At 31.6% G+C, this 16,968-nt stretch carries 17 protein-coding genes; 13 read left to right on the forward strand and 4 right to left on the reverse strand.

What is annotated here, in order from left to right; translation table 11 throughout:
- The first annotated feature begins 4 nt into the window (after positions 1–4).
- From GWK10_RS16930 to GWK10_RS16985, 12 genes are all read left to right on the forward strand, one after another.
- Complete coding sequence (locus GWK10_RS16930) at positions 5–1,066, forward strand: hypothetical protein (RefSeq protein ID WP_164033589.1); 1,062 nt, start codon at positions 5–7, stop codon at positions 1,064–1,066.
- A gap of 2 nt (positions 1,067–1,068) precedes the next feature.
- The gene (gene rfbB, locus GWK10_RS16935) at positions 1,069–2,127 is read left to right on the forward strand and encodes a dTDP-glucose 4,6-dehydratase (RefSeq protein WP_204263165.1); all 1,059 of its coding nucleotides are present in this window, start codon (positions 1,069–1,071) and stop codon (positions 2,125–2,127) included.
- 18 nt (positions 2,128–2,145) lie between these two features.
- The gene (rfbA, locus tag GWK10_RS16940; protein ID WP_164033590.1) at positions 2,146–3,009 is read left to right on the forward strand and encodes a glucose-1-phosphate thymidylyltransferase RfbA; all 864 of its coding nucleotides are present in this window, start codon (positions 2,146–2,148) and stop codon (positions 3,007–3,009) included.
- A 1-nt stretch (position 3,010) separates the two neighbouring features.
- Positions 3,011–3,556, forward strand: a complete 546-nt coding sequence (gene rfbC / locus GWK10_RS16945; RefSeq protein ID WP_164033591.1) for a dTDP-4-dehydrorhamnose 3,5-epimerase — start codon at positions 3,011–3,013, stop codon at positions 3,554–3,556.
- The gene (gene rfbD, locus GWK10_RS16950) at positions 3,553–4,422 is read left to right on the forward strand and encodes a dTDP-4-dehydrorhamnose reductase (protein WP_164033592.1); all 870 of its coding nucleotides are present in this window, start codon (positions 3,553–3,555) and stop codon (positions 4,420–4,422) included. The genes rfbC and rfbD overlap by 4 nt, the downstream gene beginning before the upstream one ends.
- Positions 4,409–5,548, forward strand: a complete 1,140-nt coding sequence (gene wecB, locus GWK10_RS16955; protein ID WP_164033593.1) for a non-hydrolyzing UDP-N-acetylglucosamine 2-epimerase — start codon at positions 4,409–4,411, stop codon at positions 5,546–5,548. Before rfbD ends, wecB begins: the two co-directional genes overlap by 14 nt.
- Positions 5,541–6,755 (forward strand): UDP-N-acetyl-D-mannosamine dehydrogenase, encoded by a 1,215-nt coding sequence (wecC, locus tag GWK10_RS16960; protein WP_164033594.1) that lies wholly within the window; start codon positions 5,541–5,543, stop codon positions 6,753–6,755. The genes wecB and wecC overlap by 8 nt, the downstream gene beginning before the upstream one ends.
- A 12-nt stretch (positions 6,756–6,767) precedes the next feature.
- Positions 6,768–7,874: a glycosyltransferase gene (locus GWK10_RS16965; RefSeq protein ID WP_164033595.1), complete on the forward strand. Its 1,107-nt coding sequence runs from the start codon at positions 6,768–6,770 to the stop codon at positions 7,872–7,874.
- Between the two features lie 85 nt (positions 7,875–7,959).
- On the forward strand, positions 7,960–9,147 hold the full coding sequence (locus GWK10_RS16970; protein ID WP_164033596.1) for an oligosaccharide flippase family protein: 1,188 nt from the start codon (positions 7,960–7,962) through the stop codon (positions 9,145–9,147).
- The gene (locus tag GWK10_RS16975) at positions 9,128–10,312 is read left to right on the forward strand and encodes a glycosyltransferase family 4 protein (RefSeq protein ID WP_164033597.1); all 1,185 of its coding nucleotides are present in this window, start codon (positions 9,128–9,130) and stop codon (positions 10,310–10,312) included. The genes GWK10_RS16970 and GWK10_RS16975 overlap by 20 nt, the downstream gene beginning before the upstream one ends.
- Positions 10,306–11,004, forward strand: coding sequence for an acyltransferase (locus GWK10_RS16980; RefSeq protein WP_164033598.1), 699 nt, complete (start codon positions 10,306–10,308; stop codon positions 11,002–11,004). The genes GWK10_RS16975 and GWK10_RS16980 overlap by 7 nt, the downstream gene beginning before the upstream one ends.
- Entirely contained in the window at positions 10,988–11,623 is a 636-nt protein-coding gene (locus GWK10_RS16985; RefSeq protein ID WP_164033599.1) for a DNRLRE domain-containing protein, read from the forward strand. Before GWK10_RS16980 ends, GWK10_RS16985 begins: the two co-directional genes overlap by 17 nt.
- A 20-nt stretch (positions 11,624–11,643) precedes the next feature.
- Here the strand turns inward: GWK10_RS16985 and GWK10_RS16990 are convergent, their stop codons facing one another.
- The 4 genes from GWK10_RS16990 to GWK10_RS17005 form a co-directional block, all read right to left on the reverse strand.
- Positions 11,644–12,843 carry a hypothetical protein gene (locus GWK10_RS16990; protein ID WP_164033600.1) on the reverse strand — a complete coding sequence of 400 codons (1,200 nt, stop codon included), beginning with the start codon at positions 12,841–12,843 and terminating at the stop codon, positions 11,644–11,646.
- Positions 12,844–12,902: 59 nt separating this feature from the next.
- Entirely contained in the window at positions 12,903–13,613 is a 711-nt protein-coding gene (locus GWK10_RS16995; protein WP_164033601.1) for an FkbM family methyltransferase, read from the reverse strand.
- Positions 13,614–13,674: 61 nt separating this feature from the next.
- Positions 13,675–14,781: a DUF1972 domain-containing protein gene (locus tag GWK10_RS17000; RefSeq protein WP_164033602.1), complete on the reverse strand. Its 1,107-nt coding sequence runs from the start codon at positions 14,779–14,781 to the stop codon at positions 13,675–13,677.
- Positions 14,778–15,698 carry an SDR family oxidoreductase gene (locus GWK10_RS17005; RefSeq protein WP_164033603.1) on the reverse strand — a complete coding sequence of 307 codons (921 nt, stop codon included), beginning with the start codon at positions 15,696–15,698 and terminating at the stop codon, positions 14,778–14,780. The genes GWK10_RS17000 and GWK10_RS17005 overlap by 4 nt, the downstream gene beginning before the upstream one ends.
- Before the next feature lie 52 nt (positions 15,699–15,750).
- Here GWK10_RS17005 and GWK10_RS17010 point away from each other — a divergent pair, with 52 nt between their 5' ends.
- Positions 15,751–16,935: an O-antigen ligase family protein gene (locus tag GWK10_RS17010; RefSeq protein WP_164033604.1), complete on the forward strand. Its 1,185-nt coding sequence runs from the start codon at positions 15,751–15,753 to the stop codon at positions 16,933–16,935.
- Positions 16,936–16,968 lie beyond the last annotated feature (33 nt).

Consider the following 16,968-nt stretch of genomic DNA (forward strand, 5'->3'; position numbering starts at 1 on the left):
CAATATGAGTGAGCAAAATAACAACAACGCTCCCCAAAGTGAGGAAATCGACTTAGGTCAATTATTTAAGTTAATAGGCGATGCTTTTAATCGCTTTTTCAATTTCATTGGAAGCATTTTTAAAGGCTTTTTCAATTTATTGATTGCCTTTTTATTATTTGTACAAAAGCACTTTATTAAGTTTTCTATTGCTGGAATTATTGGTATTGCAGGAGGTTGGTATTGGGATTATACTTCTCCAGATGTATACAGATCATCAATGGTAGTAGAGCCTAATTTTAATAGTGCGCAGCAGTTGTATAATAATATTGAGTTTTACAATGAACTAGCTGAACAAGAAGAATATGAGGCATTAAAGGAAACTTTTCCTGCATTAACTAATGAAGAGGCTGCGACAATAAAGAGTTTTGAAATTGAATCTTTTTCTGATCAATCACAAAAGATCAAACAGTTTAGTCAGTTCATTGAAAGTTTAGATACAATTTCACAAAAACAAGTTGATTTTGAGGATTATTTAAGGAATTTTAATAATATCAATGCGCAGTTTCATCGAATTATAATAGAGACGGAAGACAATCGGGTGGCGAAGAAGCTGCAAGCGCCAATTGTTCTGTCAATTCAGGTTAATGACTATTTTAAACTGCAAAAGAAGATTAATGATGAAAATATTCAATTAAGTGATTCTTTGTATCAAGCTCAACTTACAGAAATTGACACATTACAGAAGTTCTATCGAGAAATAAAATTGAAAGAAGCTTCTAAGGAGCAAGCTTCTACAAGTATTAGTTTGGGTGGTGATGCGCAACAAAAAGAATCAGATGAACTAGAGTTGATAAAGCAAGAGGAGCAAATTAAAAATAGTCTGATAAGGCTTAATGAAGAAAAGGCAAATACCAGAAGTACGATTAACGTTATTTCCGATTTTCCAAATAAAGGGGTTGAGATTAATGATTTTTGGAAGAAGAAGAAAGTTTTGTTGCCTATTTTATTAGTTGGATTGGTGTTATTCTTTTTACTGTTGATGGAGTTGAATAGGTATTTGAATGTGATTAAAGAAAATAAGTGAGATTGGAAAAATTAAGTAGAAATATTTTAGTTACTGGCGGTGCCGGGTTTATAGGATCACATGTAGTAAGGAGATTTGTTCAAAAATATCCTTATTACAATATTTTTAATTTAGATGCTTTAACCTACGCAGGAAATCTTGAAAACCTGAAAGATATTCAGAACAGTACAAATTATAATTTTATAAAAGGAAATATTGTAAGTCAGGAATTCATAATAGATTTGTTTGGCAAGTATGATTTTGATGGAGTGATTCATTTGGCAGCTGAATCTCATGTAGACCGATCAATTTCTGACCCTTTATCCTTCGTAAGGACCAACGTAATAGGAACGATGAATTTATTGAATGCCGCTAAATCTGTTTGGAAAGATGATTTTGAAAATAAGCGATTTTACCACATTAGCACTGATGAAGTATATGGATCATTAGGAGAAGAAGGATTCTTTACAGAGTCTACGGCATATGCTCCAAACTCTCCTTACTCGGCATCAAAAGCAAGTTCAGATCATTTTGTACGAGCTTATGGTGAAACTTACGAGTTGCCTTATATAATATCAAATTGCTCCAATAACTATGGTCCGAATCATTTTCCAGAAAAATTGATTCCTCTTTTCATTAATAATATCATAAATAGCAAACCATTACCTGTTTATGGAGATGGGAATTATACCAGAGATTGGCTTTATGTTGAAGACCATGCAGCAGCAATAGACTTATTATTTCACAAAGGAGAAAATCATAATACTTATAACATTGGTGGTTTTAATGAATGGAAAAACATTGATTTGGTTCGACTGCTTTGTAATATAATGGATAAGAAGTTAGGTAGGGAGAAAGGAACCTCTGAAAAACTGATCACTTTTGTTAAAGATCGACCAGGCCATGATTTAAGATATGCGATTGATGCCTCAAAAATCAATAAAGAATTGGGATGGGAGCCATCTGTCACTTTTGAAGAAGGTTTGGAAAAAACGGTTGTATGGTTCTTGAATAATAAAGAGTGGTTAGATCATGTCACTTCGGGAGCATATCAAGAATATTACCAAAATCAGTATAAGTAAAAGACAAATTTATATTAAATGAAAGGAATTATCCTCGCAGGTGGATCTGGAACAAGACTTCATCCATTGACATTGGCTGTTAGTAAACAACTAATGCCAATTTATGATAAACCGATGATATATTATCCGCTCTCTACTTTAATGTGGTCTGGAATAAGAGAAATTTTAATTATTTCTACGCCCCATGATCTTCCTTTGTTCAGAAAACTTTTGGGAGATGGTTCGAAGTTTGGATGCAAATTTGAATATGCTGTTCAGGAGGCACCAAATGGATTAGCTGAGGCATTTATTATTGGTAAAGAGTTTATAGGTAATGATAAGGTTGCACTAATTTTAGGAGATAATATATTTTATGGCACGGGATTAGCAAAACTATTGCAGTCAAACAATGATCCAAATGGTGGCGTTATTTATGCATACCATGTTCATGATCCAGAAAGATATGGTGTTGTTGAGTTCGATGAGAAAGGAAAGGTTATTTCAATAGAAGAAAAACCAGAAAACCCTAAATCAAGCTTTGCCGTACCAGGAATCTACTTTTATGATAATGAAGTGACCAGTATTGCAGAAAATATTAAACCAAGTAAGCGAGGTGAACTTGAAATAACTGATGTGAATAAAGAATATCTAAAAAGAGGTAAACTACAAGTAAGTATACTAGATCGAGGTACCGCATGGCTTGATACTGGTACTTTTCAGTCTTTAATGCAAGCATCACAGTTCGTGGAAGTAATAGAGGAGCGTCAAGGGCTCAAAATAGGCGCTATTGAAGAAGTAGCCTATAGAATGAGATATATTGATGCCACACAATTAAAAAAAATAACAGAACCTTTAATAAAAAGTGGTTATGGCAAACATCTACTAAGTGTCTTAGAAAATTAATATGATAGTAAAAGAAACTGGGCTGAAAGGGTGCGTTATACTTGAACCTCGAGTATTTGAAGATGAGAGAGGGTATTTTTTTGAAAGTTATAATAGAAGTAAGTTCAATGAACTTATTGGACGAGAAATAAATTTCGTTCAAGATAATCAATCATATTCAAGAAAAGGAGTCATAAGAGCACTGCACTATCAAACAGGTGAATATGCTCAGGCCAAACTTGTAAGGGTATTGAAGGGAGCAGTACTTGATGTGGCTGTTGACTTGAGAAAGGATTCTGAAACCTTTGGGAAACATATTGCAGTGGAACTATCTGATCAAAATAGCCTACAGTTATTTATACCCAGAGGTTTTGCTCATGGTTTTATAGTTCTTAGTAATACTGCGGAGTTCTTTTATAAATGCGATAATTTTTATAATAAAGAATCCGAAGGAGGGATCATTTACAATGACAAAGAGCTAAATATCGATTGGAAATTAGATGAAAAAGATATGATAGTCTCAGATAAAGATAAGATATTACCAAATTTTAGAAATGCACGACTATGATTTCTGTGTTGGTTACAGGAGCTAATGGACAGTTAGGAAAATGCCTCCAAGACATTGTGATTCAAAAACACCGTGATTTAGAATGGGTTTTTAAGACTTCTGAAGAATTGGATATTACTGATCAGAAATGTGTTCTGAAGCTTTTTGATGAGAATGAGTTTGACTATTTAGTCAATTGCGCAGCATATACAGCAGTTGACAGAGCAGAATCCGAGAAGGAAAAAGCTTTTTTGATAAACGCGGAAGCTGTAAAATATTTGGCGGAAACATGTAAGATTAATGATACTAAGTTAGTACATATATCCACTGACTTTGTTTTTGATGGAACAAATGACAAAGCGTATACTGAAGAAGATACAGCCAGTCCACTAAACATGTATGGGGCATCAAAATTAAAAGGCGAGCAGTATATTCAAGGGATTTTAGAGCATTTTTTTATTATCCGAACTTCATGGGTATATTCGGAGTATGGACATAACTTTGTAAAAACGATGCTTAGGCTTGGTAAAGAAAGAGACCAAATTAATGTTGTTAATGATCAAGTGGGTTCTCCAACTTATGCCAAAGATCTTGCAGCTGTAATCATAGAAATTGTTAAATCAGAGTATACCGAGTATGGTCTTTATCATTATAGTAATGGTGGAGTAATTAGTTGGTTTGATTTTACAAAAAAGATATTTGAGTATTCAAACATCCAGACTGATGTTTTTCCAGTTTCTTCAGCTGATTATATTACACATGCCAAGAGGCCTAAAAATAGTGCTCTTGATAAAGCTAAGATTAGCAATCAATTGAAAAGTACAATTCCTAACTGGCAAGAAAGTTTAAAAAAATGCATTAATAGTATCATAAATGAAAAAGCTTAAAAATCTAATAATCTTTGGAACAAGGCCTGAAGCAATTAAAATGGCTCCTTTGGTAAAAGAGTTTCAAAAAAATGCTGATACATTTGATACTAAAGTGTGTATTACAGCACAACATCGTGAAATGTTGGATCAGGTATTATCTTTTTTTGAAATTCTTCCTGAATATGATTTAAACCTAATGAAGCCTAATCAGAATTTATTTACACTGACAGCAGATATTATAACTAAGCTAAAACCTATTTTGGACGAATTTAAACCCGATTTTGTGTATGTTCATGGAGACACCACAACTACAATGGCATCAAGTATTGCTGCATTTTATTCTGGAGCTCAGATATGTCATGTGGAGGCTGGTTTGAGGACCTTCAACATGAAATCTCCTTTTCCAGAGGAAATGAATAGACGTGTAACGGGAGTAACCTCTAATATTCATTTTGCTCCTACTGAAACTTCTAAACAAAACCTTAGAAATGAAAATAAACCTGCGGATTCAATATTAATAACGGGTAATACAGTTATAGATGCTCTTCAGTTTAGTGTTAAAAAGGTTCAAGCTAATGAATATATGGATGAAGAAGTTGAAGAGTTAAAAAAACTTCTTGAAGAGGACAAAAAATTAATACTTGTTACTGGGCATAGAAGAGAAAATCATGGACAAGGGTTCATTAATATTTGTGAAGCTCTAAACCAAATTGCAACGAATAACCCCGACGTACAAATTGTTTACCCAGTTCATTTGAATCCAAAGGTACAGAAACCAGTTTATGAGTTACTAAGTAATATTGAAAACATTAGTTTAATTGCACCACTTTCTTATCCTGCTTTTGTATGGTTAATGAATCAATCGTATTTGATTATTACTGATAGTGGAGGAGTTCAAGAAGAGGCACCAAGTCTAGGGAAGCCCGTTTTAGTTATGAGAGATACAACGGAAAGACCTGAAGCAGTAGATGCAGGAACTGTAATTTTAGTAGGAACAGATAAGATTAAAATAATATGGGAAACAGAGAATCTTTTAAAGGATAACTTATCCTATGAAAACATGAGTCATCTCCATAATCCTTATGGAGATGGGAAAGCTTGTCAAAGAATAGTAGAATTTATTTCAAAAAATTATAATGAATAATAAACCAAGCGTGGTAATGATAGGTTTGGGATATATTGGCCTCCCAACCGCAGCTTTGATAGCTGAAAACAAGGTTTGTGTGCATGGAGTGGATATTGATCCAAAGGTAGTCGAGACTATTAATGCAGGTAAGATTCATATTATTGAACCAGAATTAGATAAGGCTGTTGCTAATGCCGTTAAAGATGGTTATCTAAAAGCATCTGTAACACCGACAGAAGCAAATACTTATTTAGTAGTAGTTCCAACACCTTTTAAAGGCAAAAATGAGCCCGATATTTCTTTTGTAGAAGCAGCGACCAAAGCAATTATTCCTTTTTTAAAGGAAGGTGATCTTTATATTATAGAATCCACATCCCCAATTGGAACAACCGAAAAGATGATGGAATTAATTTATACTGAGCGTCCCGAACTGAAAGGATTAGTAAATATTGCTTATTGCCCCGAAAGAGTTTTACCGGGCAATGTAATGTATGAATTAGTTCATAATGATCGAGTAATTGGGGGAATTGACTCAAAATCCACTGATAAAGCAGTAAATTTTTACCACCAATTTATAAAAGGGGAATTACATAAAACCAATGCTCGAACAGCAGAAATGTGTAAGCTTGTAGAAAACTCCTCGAGAGATGTTCAAATTGCATTTGCCAATGAACTTTCTCTTATTTGTGATAAAGCAAATATTAATGTTTGGGAATTAATTAATTTGGCCAATAAGCATCCAAGGGTAAATATACTTCAACCTGGTTGTGGAGTTGGTGGTCATTGTATAGCGGTTGATCCTTATTTTATTGTTGCAGACTATCCTATGGAGTCACAAATAATAGGGAAAGCTCGGGAGATTAACAATTATAAGTCTTTCTGGTGTGCGGAGAAAGTAAAAAATGCAAAACTGGAATTTGAGATTCGGAATGGAAGAAAGCCTAGTATTGCGATTATGGGATTAGCTTTTAAACCGAATATTGATGACTTGCGAGAATCTCCAGCAAAATATATAGCTCAAAAGGTTTTACAAAATGCTAATGATGAGGAGTATTATATTGTAGAGCCGAATATAAAAGAACACAAGGTTTTTAAGTTAACCCCTTATCAAGAAGCTATCCAGAATGCTGATATAATTGTTTTTTTGGTAGGGCATAACGAATTTAAGCAATACAACATCCCAACAGAAAAAATTGTTTTGGATTTTTGCGGTGTATTAAATTAAAAACAAAAGATATTGATTGCAAAAAAAATATTAATTGTTCAAAGGGTTATTACGCCTTATCGTTTGGAATTGTTTGCAGAATTATGCCATAGGTTTAAAGAAGTGGGCATTATTACTTCAAAAGGAGAAGCAACTGGAGCTCTTAGGTTAGCACCTTACAAAAAGTATTTAGAAAAACATAATAATTTAAGGATTTACAAACTTAAATCATTAAAAATCCCGTATACAGGAGAATCAAGAAGCACCTCCTTCTTTTTCTATCCGCAAGTTATATTCAAGGCACTTAAATATGATATTCTTTTGCTAGAAGGAGTTACTAATCTTATTAATAATTTTTATTTAGTTCCTATTTCAAGAATTTTTAATAAAAAAATTATTTGGTGGGATCCTGGATATTCTAGACTGGTAAGAAGTAAAAGGCGAAAATTAATTGATGCTATTTTAAAACCCTTCGTTAGATTAAGTCATATCCAAATGTCCTATTCTTCAACCGGTGAAAAATACCTCAAAAATTATATGGGTGCAAAGAATTGCTTCACCAATTTGAATACTATAAACACAAATTATTTTAAGCCCATTCAAAATGAAATAAATAAAAATATAGATGTCTATTCTTTTGATAAAGAATTAATTAATCTGCTTTATGTTGGTGTGGTTGAAAAACGGAAAAAAATAGAAGAATTAATAATTCATGTTAACAATTTGAATAAAGAGTTTGATTCTGACCGATTTTTTCTTAATGTTATTGGAGGAGGTAATCAACTTGATTTTTTGAAAAAGAAATATTCTAGTAAGAGTATAAAATTCCAAGGTCCCATTTATGATAAGTCAAAGCTTAAAAATTATTATTTCAAAAGTGATTTGTTTGTCCTTCCTGGAGATGGGGGGCTAGCGATCTTACAATCTTTGTTATACGGCTTGCCAGTGCTATGCATAGAAGGAGCGGATGGCACTGAATTGGATTATATTGACAATAAGGATTATATTTTATCTTCAACAGAAGAAATATTTGATCGACTTAAAAGTATTTCTTCTGTTGATAAAACGCCATACAAAAATTACCTTAATAAGGTATCCTCAGAACTCTGGATTGAAAATCTTGTGAGTCAATTGAAATAAAATACAACAACTAGACGGTTTAGTATATTCAGGCCAGTTGTACATTATTAGGAGTACAACAGTAAATAAGTTTATCTATTTGAAAATGTCATATATATCTCGATTTCTTGTACCAATTTTTGAAATGGGAGCTAAGGCAATTTCTTTTGTTGTTATTATCTTATTGACTCGAATAATTTCCGTTGAAGATTATGGTGTTTATAGTTTTTCAATTGCTATAGCAAGTTGGTTTACTGTTTTTGCGGATATGGGTGTCGGCTGGTATGCCTTTAATAATGCAGTAAAAAAGGATTCTTCCTTATTAGACTTATCTATAAATTCAAGGTTATTTCAATCTCTTTTTGTCTTATTTGTAATTCCATTATTATTTTTTGGAACTACTAATTCTTTTTTGATCACATTTCTGGTTACATTCTTTTTTCTGAATACAGGCTTTGTAAAATTTTTACAAACCATGTTTAGAGGTTTAGAAGAAAGCAGAAATGATATTATCTTGGTAAGTTCAGAACCTTTAGCAAGGTTAGTTTTAATGATTGTTTTGTATGTTTTTAAAATCGAAGTTACCTTATTACAAGTATGTGTTGGATTCAGTTTAATAGGACTCGTATTAACAATTATTTTTTTGGCCATTAACTTAAAAAAATTAAATTTTAAATTATTCATACCACCCTTAAAGGATTATATTTCACTAATAGGTAAGACCAAGTATTATTTTTTATATCAATTTTTTCAAGTAGGAATTGGTAGAATGGACATTTTCTTTTTAGAAAAATACTTCGACTTTAAGCAAGTGGCTTATTTTTATTCAGCGTATAATCTCTATAATGCAGCTACTTTATTCGTTTTAGCTTACATTACAGTTAATCTTAAGTCACTATTTTCTAAAATTAGGTTTAAATACTTCTTACTCTTTCTGGCAGTAAATATAATTTTGATTATTGTCTATAATAATTATCTAAAAAACTTGTACACAATTATTTATCCAAAAGATTATGAGTTAGGTTCTTCGATTCTTGCAATTATTGGACTTGCTTTGCCGTTTTATGCAGGGTATCAATTAAAACTTTTTCATAATAATTATAAGAATAGAACTTTAAACACGGTAATTGTGTTTGCAATAGCCTTTTGTTTAAAAATACTTATATATTTTGTCTTGAATGCTAGCAGCCTTTATTTTGTGGCAATTGTTTTTGCTACGTTTGAGGCAATTATTTTTTTGTTAATATTTGGAATGCATAAATTTAGAAAAAACAATGAGAATACTTCAAGTTAATAAATACATGAAAATCGTAGGCGGGGCTGAAACTTACATGTTTAATTTGGCAAGTGTTCTTGCCAAAAAAGGCATTGAAGTCGAGTTTTGGGGTATGGAAGATGACAATAATAAAGTTCCAGACACACATAATTGTTTTGCGAGAGGAATCGATTTTAAGACAACGAAAGGACTTAAATCCAAAGTAAAAGAATCTACAAACGTAATATACTCCAAACAAAACAAAAGAAGGCTCTCGATAATACTTGATGAGTTCAAACCTGACATAGTTCATATTCATAACTTTAATTTTCAGCTGACGCCATCGATTTTATCTGAGATCAAGAAAAGAGACATTAAAATAGTGTATACAATACACGATTCGCAATTAGCCTGTCCAAATCATAGATTGTATATTCCTCATAAGAACAAAGTATGTACTAAATGTTTACATGGCAAATATTATCATGCATCAATCAATAAGTGTTTTGACCAGTCATTTTCGAAAAGCGTTATCGGCATGGCAGAATCATATTTACATCATAACATTTTAAATTCATATAATAAATATTTTGACGCAATTATAAGCCCTAGTAATTTCTTTAAAAATATAATACAACCAAAATTGGATAAGGAAATTACAAGGCTACCATATTGTGTGCCTAAACAAGACTTTAAAACAATAACTGAACGAAAAGATTATGTTCTTTATTTTGGTAGAGTTTCTAAAGAGAAAGGTCTAGAAAAGATTGTTGATTTATTCAACAAAATGAATTATAAGCTAAAGGTCGTTGGAAAAGGAGATTTGGCTATTCAACCGTCAGATAACATTGAGGTTTTAGGTCCAAAATATGGATCAGAGCTTATAGACCTGGTTGCAAACGCCAAATTTACTATCCACCCATCAATTTGGTATGATAATTTTCCAATGTCTGTTTTAGAGTCTTTAATGCTTGGCACACCTGTTATTGCATCTAATCACAGTGGTTTTCAGGAGATGGCAAATGATGTAAATGGATATTTAGTTGATTTTAAATCTGATGAGATTTATGATGAATTAAAAAGAATTGTATTAGAAAATAAATATCTAGACAACGAACAAATTGCAATTGAGGCCGAAAAGAAATATAATGAAGAGGATCATTTTGTAAAAATATCAAAGATTTACAATGATTTGCTATGTTAGGAAAGTTAATATCACGATTAAAGAAAGAGGATTACACAATCACCTATGATTTTAGTGCTAGAGAAACTATACGCATATTATTTGATAAAGCAATACAGATTTTAAGGGGCTTTGTTAAAGTAAAGATTAAGGCTAGTACAAAAGGGCTTGTATTTGCTGCAAAAGGAGCAAACGTTATTTTTTCAGGAAAAGTATCTTTCGGCAGGAACTTAAATATGGGAAGATACAGTTTGATAAATGCACTAAGCGTAAATGGTGTTAAAATTGGAGATAATTTTACTATTGGTGACTTTTCTATTATTGAATGTACTGGGGTACTACGTGGAGTAGGTGAAGGACTTACCATAGGAAATAACGTAGGCATTAATCATCATTGTTTTATTGGCGTACGAGGAGAAATAGTTATTGGCGATAATGTAATCTTTGGACCAAGGGTCACGGTACTTTCAGAAAATCATAATTTTAATCTAACCGATGTTCCAATCAAAGAACAAGGCGAAACACGTTATAAAACGGTAATTGAGGATGATGTGTGGATAGGAGCAAACGTTATTATAATGCCTGGTGTGACCATAAAAAGCGGGAGCATTGTCGGATCCGGAGCTGTGGTTACTAAAGATACTCAAAAGGACTCTGTGGTTGTGGGAGTGCCCGCCAAGATCGTTAAAAAAAGAAATGAGAAAGATAATTAGACCTATATTTTTTGGACTTTTATTATTAAGTAACTTTTCTTGTCGAAAAGCGGGAAACATTGTTTATGTGATCGACATTAATAGAAGCGGTAAAGATGCTATTTTAAATTTACCTAATTCTGTTAACAATTACGGAAATGAAACCGAATTAAATATTTACTGTGATACGATTAATGGAATTAAATACATAAATAGAGCAGCCTTGTATTTTGATTTAACAAGAGTGCCCCAAAATGCCAAAATAGACAGTGTTTTTCTACAGCTCTATTTTAACGATAAATCAGGGTTTTATAAAATTAAAAAGTCAGGCCATTCTGGAAATACAATTTTAATTGTTGAGAATATTGAAGAACCCTGGAATGAGGATTCGATTACTTGGAAAAAGTATCCCAAAATAGGACCTAAAAAATTGAATTTTGAGCCACATAAAGTTACTGACCAAGACTTTAGGCTTAATGTGACCAATCTTTTTGTGTCCAGCAACAAAAAACTGAAGAAAACACATGGTCTATTGGTTAGATTGGCAAGTGAAGAAATAGGAAATTATATCCATGTTTGTAGTAGAGAAAGTAAAAAAATAAACAGTTCTCCAAAATTGAAGATATATGCTAATAAATAAAATTAATTCTAATGATGTAGCTAATCATTTTTGTGAATAGGAATTCCTTTTCCATAAGGGAAAAAGATATTTACCAGATACATAAAGGGTAATGAGTTTATGGGATATACAAACGTGATACATATAATTACTAATACATAAAATGAAAAAAAATAGGTTACTTTTAAGCTAGTAATTCTTAAAAGCACACAGAAATAAAGAAACAGGCCAATTACCCCAAATTCAATAAGAGCCATAAAGAAAAAGTTTTCTGTCCCGGATCTTTTATTTGCGCCAGACATCACACCCTTGTAATGTTCGGAAAAATTAATTTTATCATACACTGCTGATTCGTTTACCACCGACTCATAACTACCAAAACTACCAATTCCCGTACCAAGTCCGACGACCTTTGGATCTGTTAACAAGGGGACACCAGTCCTAAAAGTAACACTTCTTAAACTGCTATGATCTTTTACGTTTAAGTACGTAGATAAACCTAGAATAAAGAAGAAAATTAATGGATATAAGAAAACATAAATATGTTTTCCATGAAGATTGAAGTTTTTAATAACCAATCTTCTATGTTGTAAATATCGGTATAGAAAATAAAGAGCAGTTAGTAGCATTACAAATCTCGTTCCAGATAAAATAACAGATGTTATAAAAATTAAATAAGGCCATTTTCGTGTATCATGAAGCACTTCTATACCTATTATTATTGAGAAAAAAGCAAGTAATGCCAATGAGATAGGGTGCCAAGTGACACTCGACGCTCTATAGAAACCACTCCTAATACTAAATGAAAAATAGTGAATAGCGTTACTATCTACATATTGAACCCAATAAAATTCTATGATAGAGAATAGACAGACTAAAATGAAAAAATTATACAGATATTGTTTATATCTAGTAAGCATATATTTATTTGCCAGATAGCTTATAAAAACGAAAACAAATAAGGGTTTGAAGTAATAGAATAATTTAGCTATAAATGCATTTAGACTATAGAAATTAAATATAAAAGAAATTCCAATAAAACTAAATAAAAGAACCGCTGCAGCTACATTGGTACGAGAAAATTTATTATAAAAAATTAAATCAATTAAACAGACAATAGAGGACAGTAGAAAAAGAATGTCATCAAAATATAAATAAGGACTCCAATATTTAGCAATAAGTTGTGTAGAAGCAACAAAGCAAATCAAAAATAATAGGATTGAATAAAATACTTTCATCATATTTTTTGTTCCGCTTAGTGCTATTTAATTTATGAATTATCTCTCAAAACATAAAGAACTTAATCTGCAATTAATTCTTTTCTAATAAAAGAAACTTCTTCGTACGAATCGGAAACAGCGAAAATCTCATATCCTCCTTCTTTTAGTTGATTAACTGATTTAATCGATTTTGCGGTCTTAGTGTCAAAAAACCTATCATGAAACTCTATCAAAATTTGGTCGATGATTACATTACTAGCCAAAATTCCTGCGATGGTATCATATTCAGATCCTTCTATATCCATTTTAAGTACATCAACTTTTTGATGACCTAAGACAGTGGTAATGTCTTCAAAAGATTTCATATGAACCTTTACTTTTCTTCTTTCTGTTACATTAATATGTTTTTCAACACTTCCTGAAACATGTTCTTCATTTAGAGGAAGATAGAAGACCGTATCTTCGGTGGTAACCCCTATACCAAAGTCATTAAAATTAAAATTACTAGGTATATTTTGATTCTTTACCCAATTGATTGATTTTGGAGTAGGGTCAAAACCGAAAACCTGGCAATTATGATTATTGATCATGGCTTTATCAAAAGAAATATCTTCTCCTATTCCAAATGAGTATACAATCGATTTGTCATTTATTATATTCGGGTTAACATAAAAGCCCGCATAATCATTTCCGTACCATTTATTAGGGCAATAAACTCTTCTTTTTAAATGACTAACGGGATAAGTCAATTTAATAAGAGCCTTCTTAATTTTTTTTTTGATTTTTTTCATACTCATAATTACTTGGTTAAGTAGCTATTCATAGTTTGGCGGGCAATAGTAAAACTAATATTTAGTTAAATATAGACAAATACTTATTAGAGATACTTGACCAACTATAATGTTCTATAACATAGTCGTATCCTATTTTTGCTGATTTTTCAATACTCGTTGGAGAATTTACAAATTGTTGCCAGTGATTGATCAGACTTTCTAAATCATTTTTTTTGAATACATTTCCTGAATTACCAAGGGTTGCTATATTTTCCTCAATTCCGTTTACTAAAACACAAACTTTTGCACCCATTGCTGCTAATAAAGATGGTGATGTTCCTTCTAGTTCACTTGCGGAGACATACATTAAAGCATTACGCAACAATGTTTCATATTCCTCACCGAACTTATATCCTAGAAGCCTTACTTTAGGATGATTCTTGTACCTATCAAAAATAGTGTCACGATATTCATTTCCTTCAACATCATCTCCAACCACTATCAAAGGATAGTTTGTATTTAATTTTAGATAGCTTTCAATTAGATTTTTAACCCCTTTTTCTTTTACAAAACGCCCTACAAAAATGAAATACTTTTTTTTCCGTAACGCATGTTTCTCAAGAATTGAGTTATTTTCTACATCATGCTCTCTAAAAATTTTTGCCCCATAAGCAATTAATTTTGTTTCCTTCCCAAAACGTGCATGATAAAAGTCTTCAACTATTTTATTATCAACAATTATTTGGTCTGCAAATTTAACTGAGATAAAAGCACCAAATTTATAAATATTCTTAGCTACAAACCCCCATTTTTTCCGCTTCCATTCTAAGCCATCAACGGAAACAAAAACTTTTTTGCCAAACAGTTTTAACAGCGGAACAAAAATTCCGTTTCCGCAATTGTATAAATGTATAATCTTATATGATCTCTTAAAAAAACATAAGTGCAAGCATGCTAAAAAAGTGTGTGATAATGTTTCTAAAGATTTTATTTTTAGTGCGGGCAAATAATTCAATTCAACTCCTGTATCGGTCTTATGTACTTTTTTTTGATACAAATGACCTCTGCAATAAACTAGAACAGAATGACCTTTTGAGACCCAATGTTTACAGGTATGTTCGGCACAAGTTTCAAAGCCACTATAGCCTGCGGGAAGCCCTCGAATACCGATTACGGCTATTTTCAATTGGCTAAGTCTTTAACAAATTGTTTTGAATAATCCTCTAATGCCTCTTTCCAATCTGGCATTACATTTAAACCTCTTGTATTCAATTTCAGATTGGTAAGTTTCTCTGAGAATGGTCTTGGAGCAAAATACTCCGATTTGAAATGATCTGAATCTACTTTTGATACTCGTATGTCACCCTCTAATCCTAAAAGTTTTACAAACTCCTTTGCTACGTCATACCTGCTACAATCACCATTACACACTTGATTGTAAACGCCATAAAGACCCGATTGAACCACGTGAAAAATCCCACTTGCAAAACTTTTTGTATAAGTTGGTGTTCCCAATTTATCATCAACCACAAAAAGTTCTTTTTTTCCAGATTTTATCTGTTTATATATTTTATTTATAAATTTCTTATCCTTCAAAGGACCTCCACCCATCATCCAACCCGCTCGGAACACATAATATTTATTTACATGTGATTGAGTAAATAGCTCACCATGATATTTTGCCTTGGCATAAATACTTAAAGGGTTAGGCTTATCAAAATCATTATAAACATCCTGTTGTCCGTCCACGATTCCTGCTGTACTTATATATACTAAGGGCACATCTAACTGGTTAGCAATTAAGCCTATGTTTTCAGGACCTAAAGCATTATAAAGCCATGTTTGCTCTTGATTTTTTTCGCAATATTCTAGGTCTGTTAATGCAGCTAAATTGATTATTAGATCTGGATTAAAATCAACTATAGATTTTCTAATCTCATTATAATTACTAACATCGGCGTATTCCAGCCATTCTTCAGTTAGATTAATATCTGTCGCTTTTACTATTGCTTTTGAATTAAAAAGCTCATAGACAGCATCTCCCAGCATACCACCACAACCTGCTATATATACTTTTGTTGTGTTAGAAATATTAAAATTCATTTACTTAATATATTTATATTTTTGTCGATGTAAAACTATAATTTATATTCTATTGAAAGCGAAATTTAAAAAAAAAGTTTCTGAAGTAACACCATTTATGTTGGTTGCATCTCTAATAGCTGTTATGTTTTCTTTTTTTTTAAGCTCAATGTTTTTAGCTGCCGCTTTGTTGATGTCATTGGTTATTTTTGATTACAGAAAGTTTACTTATAAAAATCTGTTTTATTGGGGACTAATATCCACACCTTTCTTATTAATACTTTTCAGTTCTTTTTTTTCATATGATATTGCTACGAGCACTAAGCAAGTTGTTAAAAGAGTTCCTCTATTATTAGTTCCTTTCATTGTGATTCAATGCGGGAGTTTGACAAAAATAAAGTTAGTCCATCTTTTATTTTTCTTTGGAGTTGGATGCTCATTTGCAAATCTGTATGGAATTATTAATGGGATAATATTTTCTTTTAGGACCGGCTCATTTTTTGACCCAAATCACCTATTTTATTTCTATACAATACAGCATGTATATCTAGCTACGTTTAATGTTTTTGTTCTTTTTGGATCGTTGTTTTATTATTCTTCATTTCAAATGAAAAACCTAAAAACCATAATTGTACTAGTTAATATTATTAATATGGTTAGTTTCCTCCTCCTTTCTTCTAAAATGGCCTTAGGAATTCTGGTTATTAGTCTGATTCTTTTTTTTTACTTGAAATTTAGTTTTCGAAAAGCCTCTTTTGTAATCTTTGTTTTAATTTTGATCCTAAGCTCTTTGATATTTAATTTTTTCCCAGCTTTTTTAGCTAGGTTTTCAGATTTTATGGGAGGAGATGAACCTCGACTAGTAATCTGGAAATGCGTTTGGGAACAAATATCATTAAATTCATATATTAATTTCACTCCCATTGGGGATTTTCAAACTAAATTAGACTATTGTTATTATAGTGAGTTATATAAATTTTCTTTGGAAGGATTCAATACACATAATCTATATTTAGAGATATGGCTTGTAAGCGGATTATTTGGTCTAATAACATATTTTATCACACAATTTTTGGTTTTTAGGGAAGCAATTAGATCAAAAGGATATTTTTTAAAATTTTTAATGATAATAATTTTTTTATTCGGGATTACAGAAAGTATTTTTGAACGCCAGTATGGGATTCTATTTTATTCAGTTTTTCTAAGTCTTTTTGTTTTCAATAATGTAAATAGGTCTTTGAATATGGTTGAAAGATAATTGTGAATTTCATATGCATCATTTAAAAACGTT

The sequence above is a fragment of the Spongiivirga citrea genome (assembly GCF_010671565.1).
Lineage (GTDB): Bacteria > Bacteroidota > Bacteroidia > Flavobacteriales > Flavobacteriaceae > Spongiivirga > Spongiivirga citrea.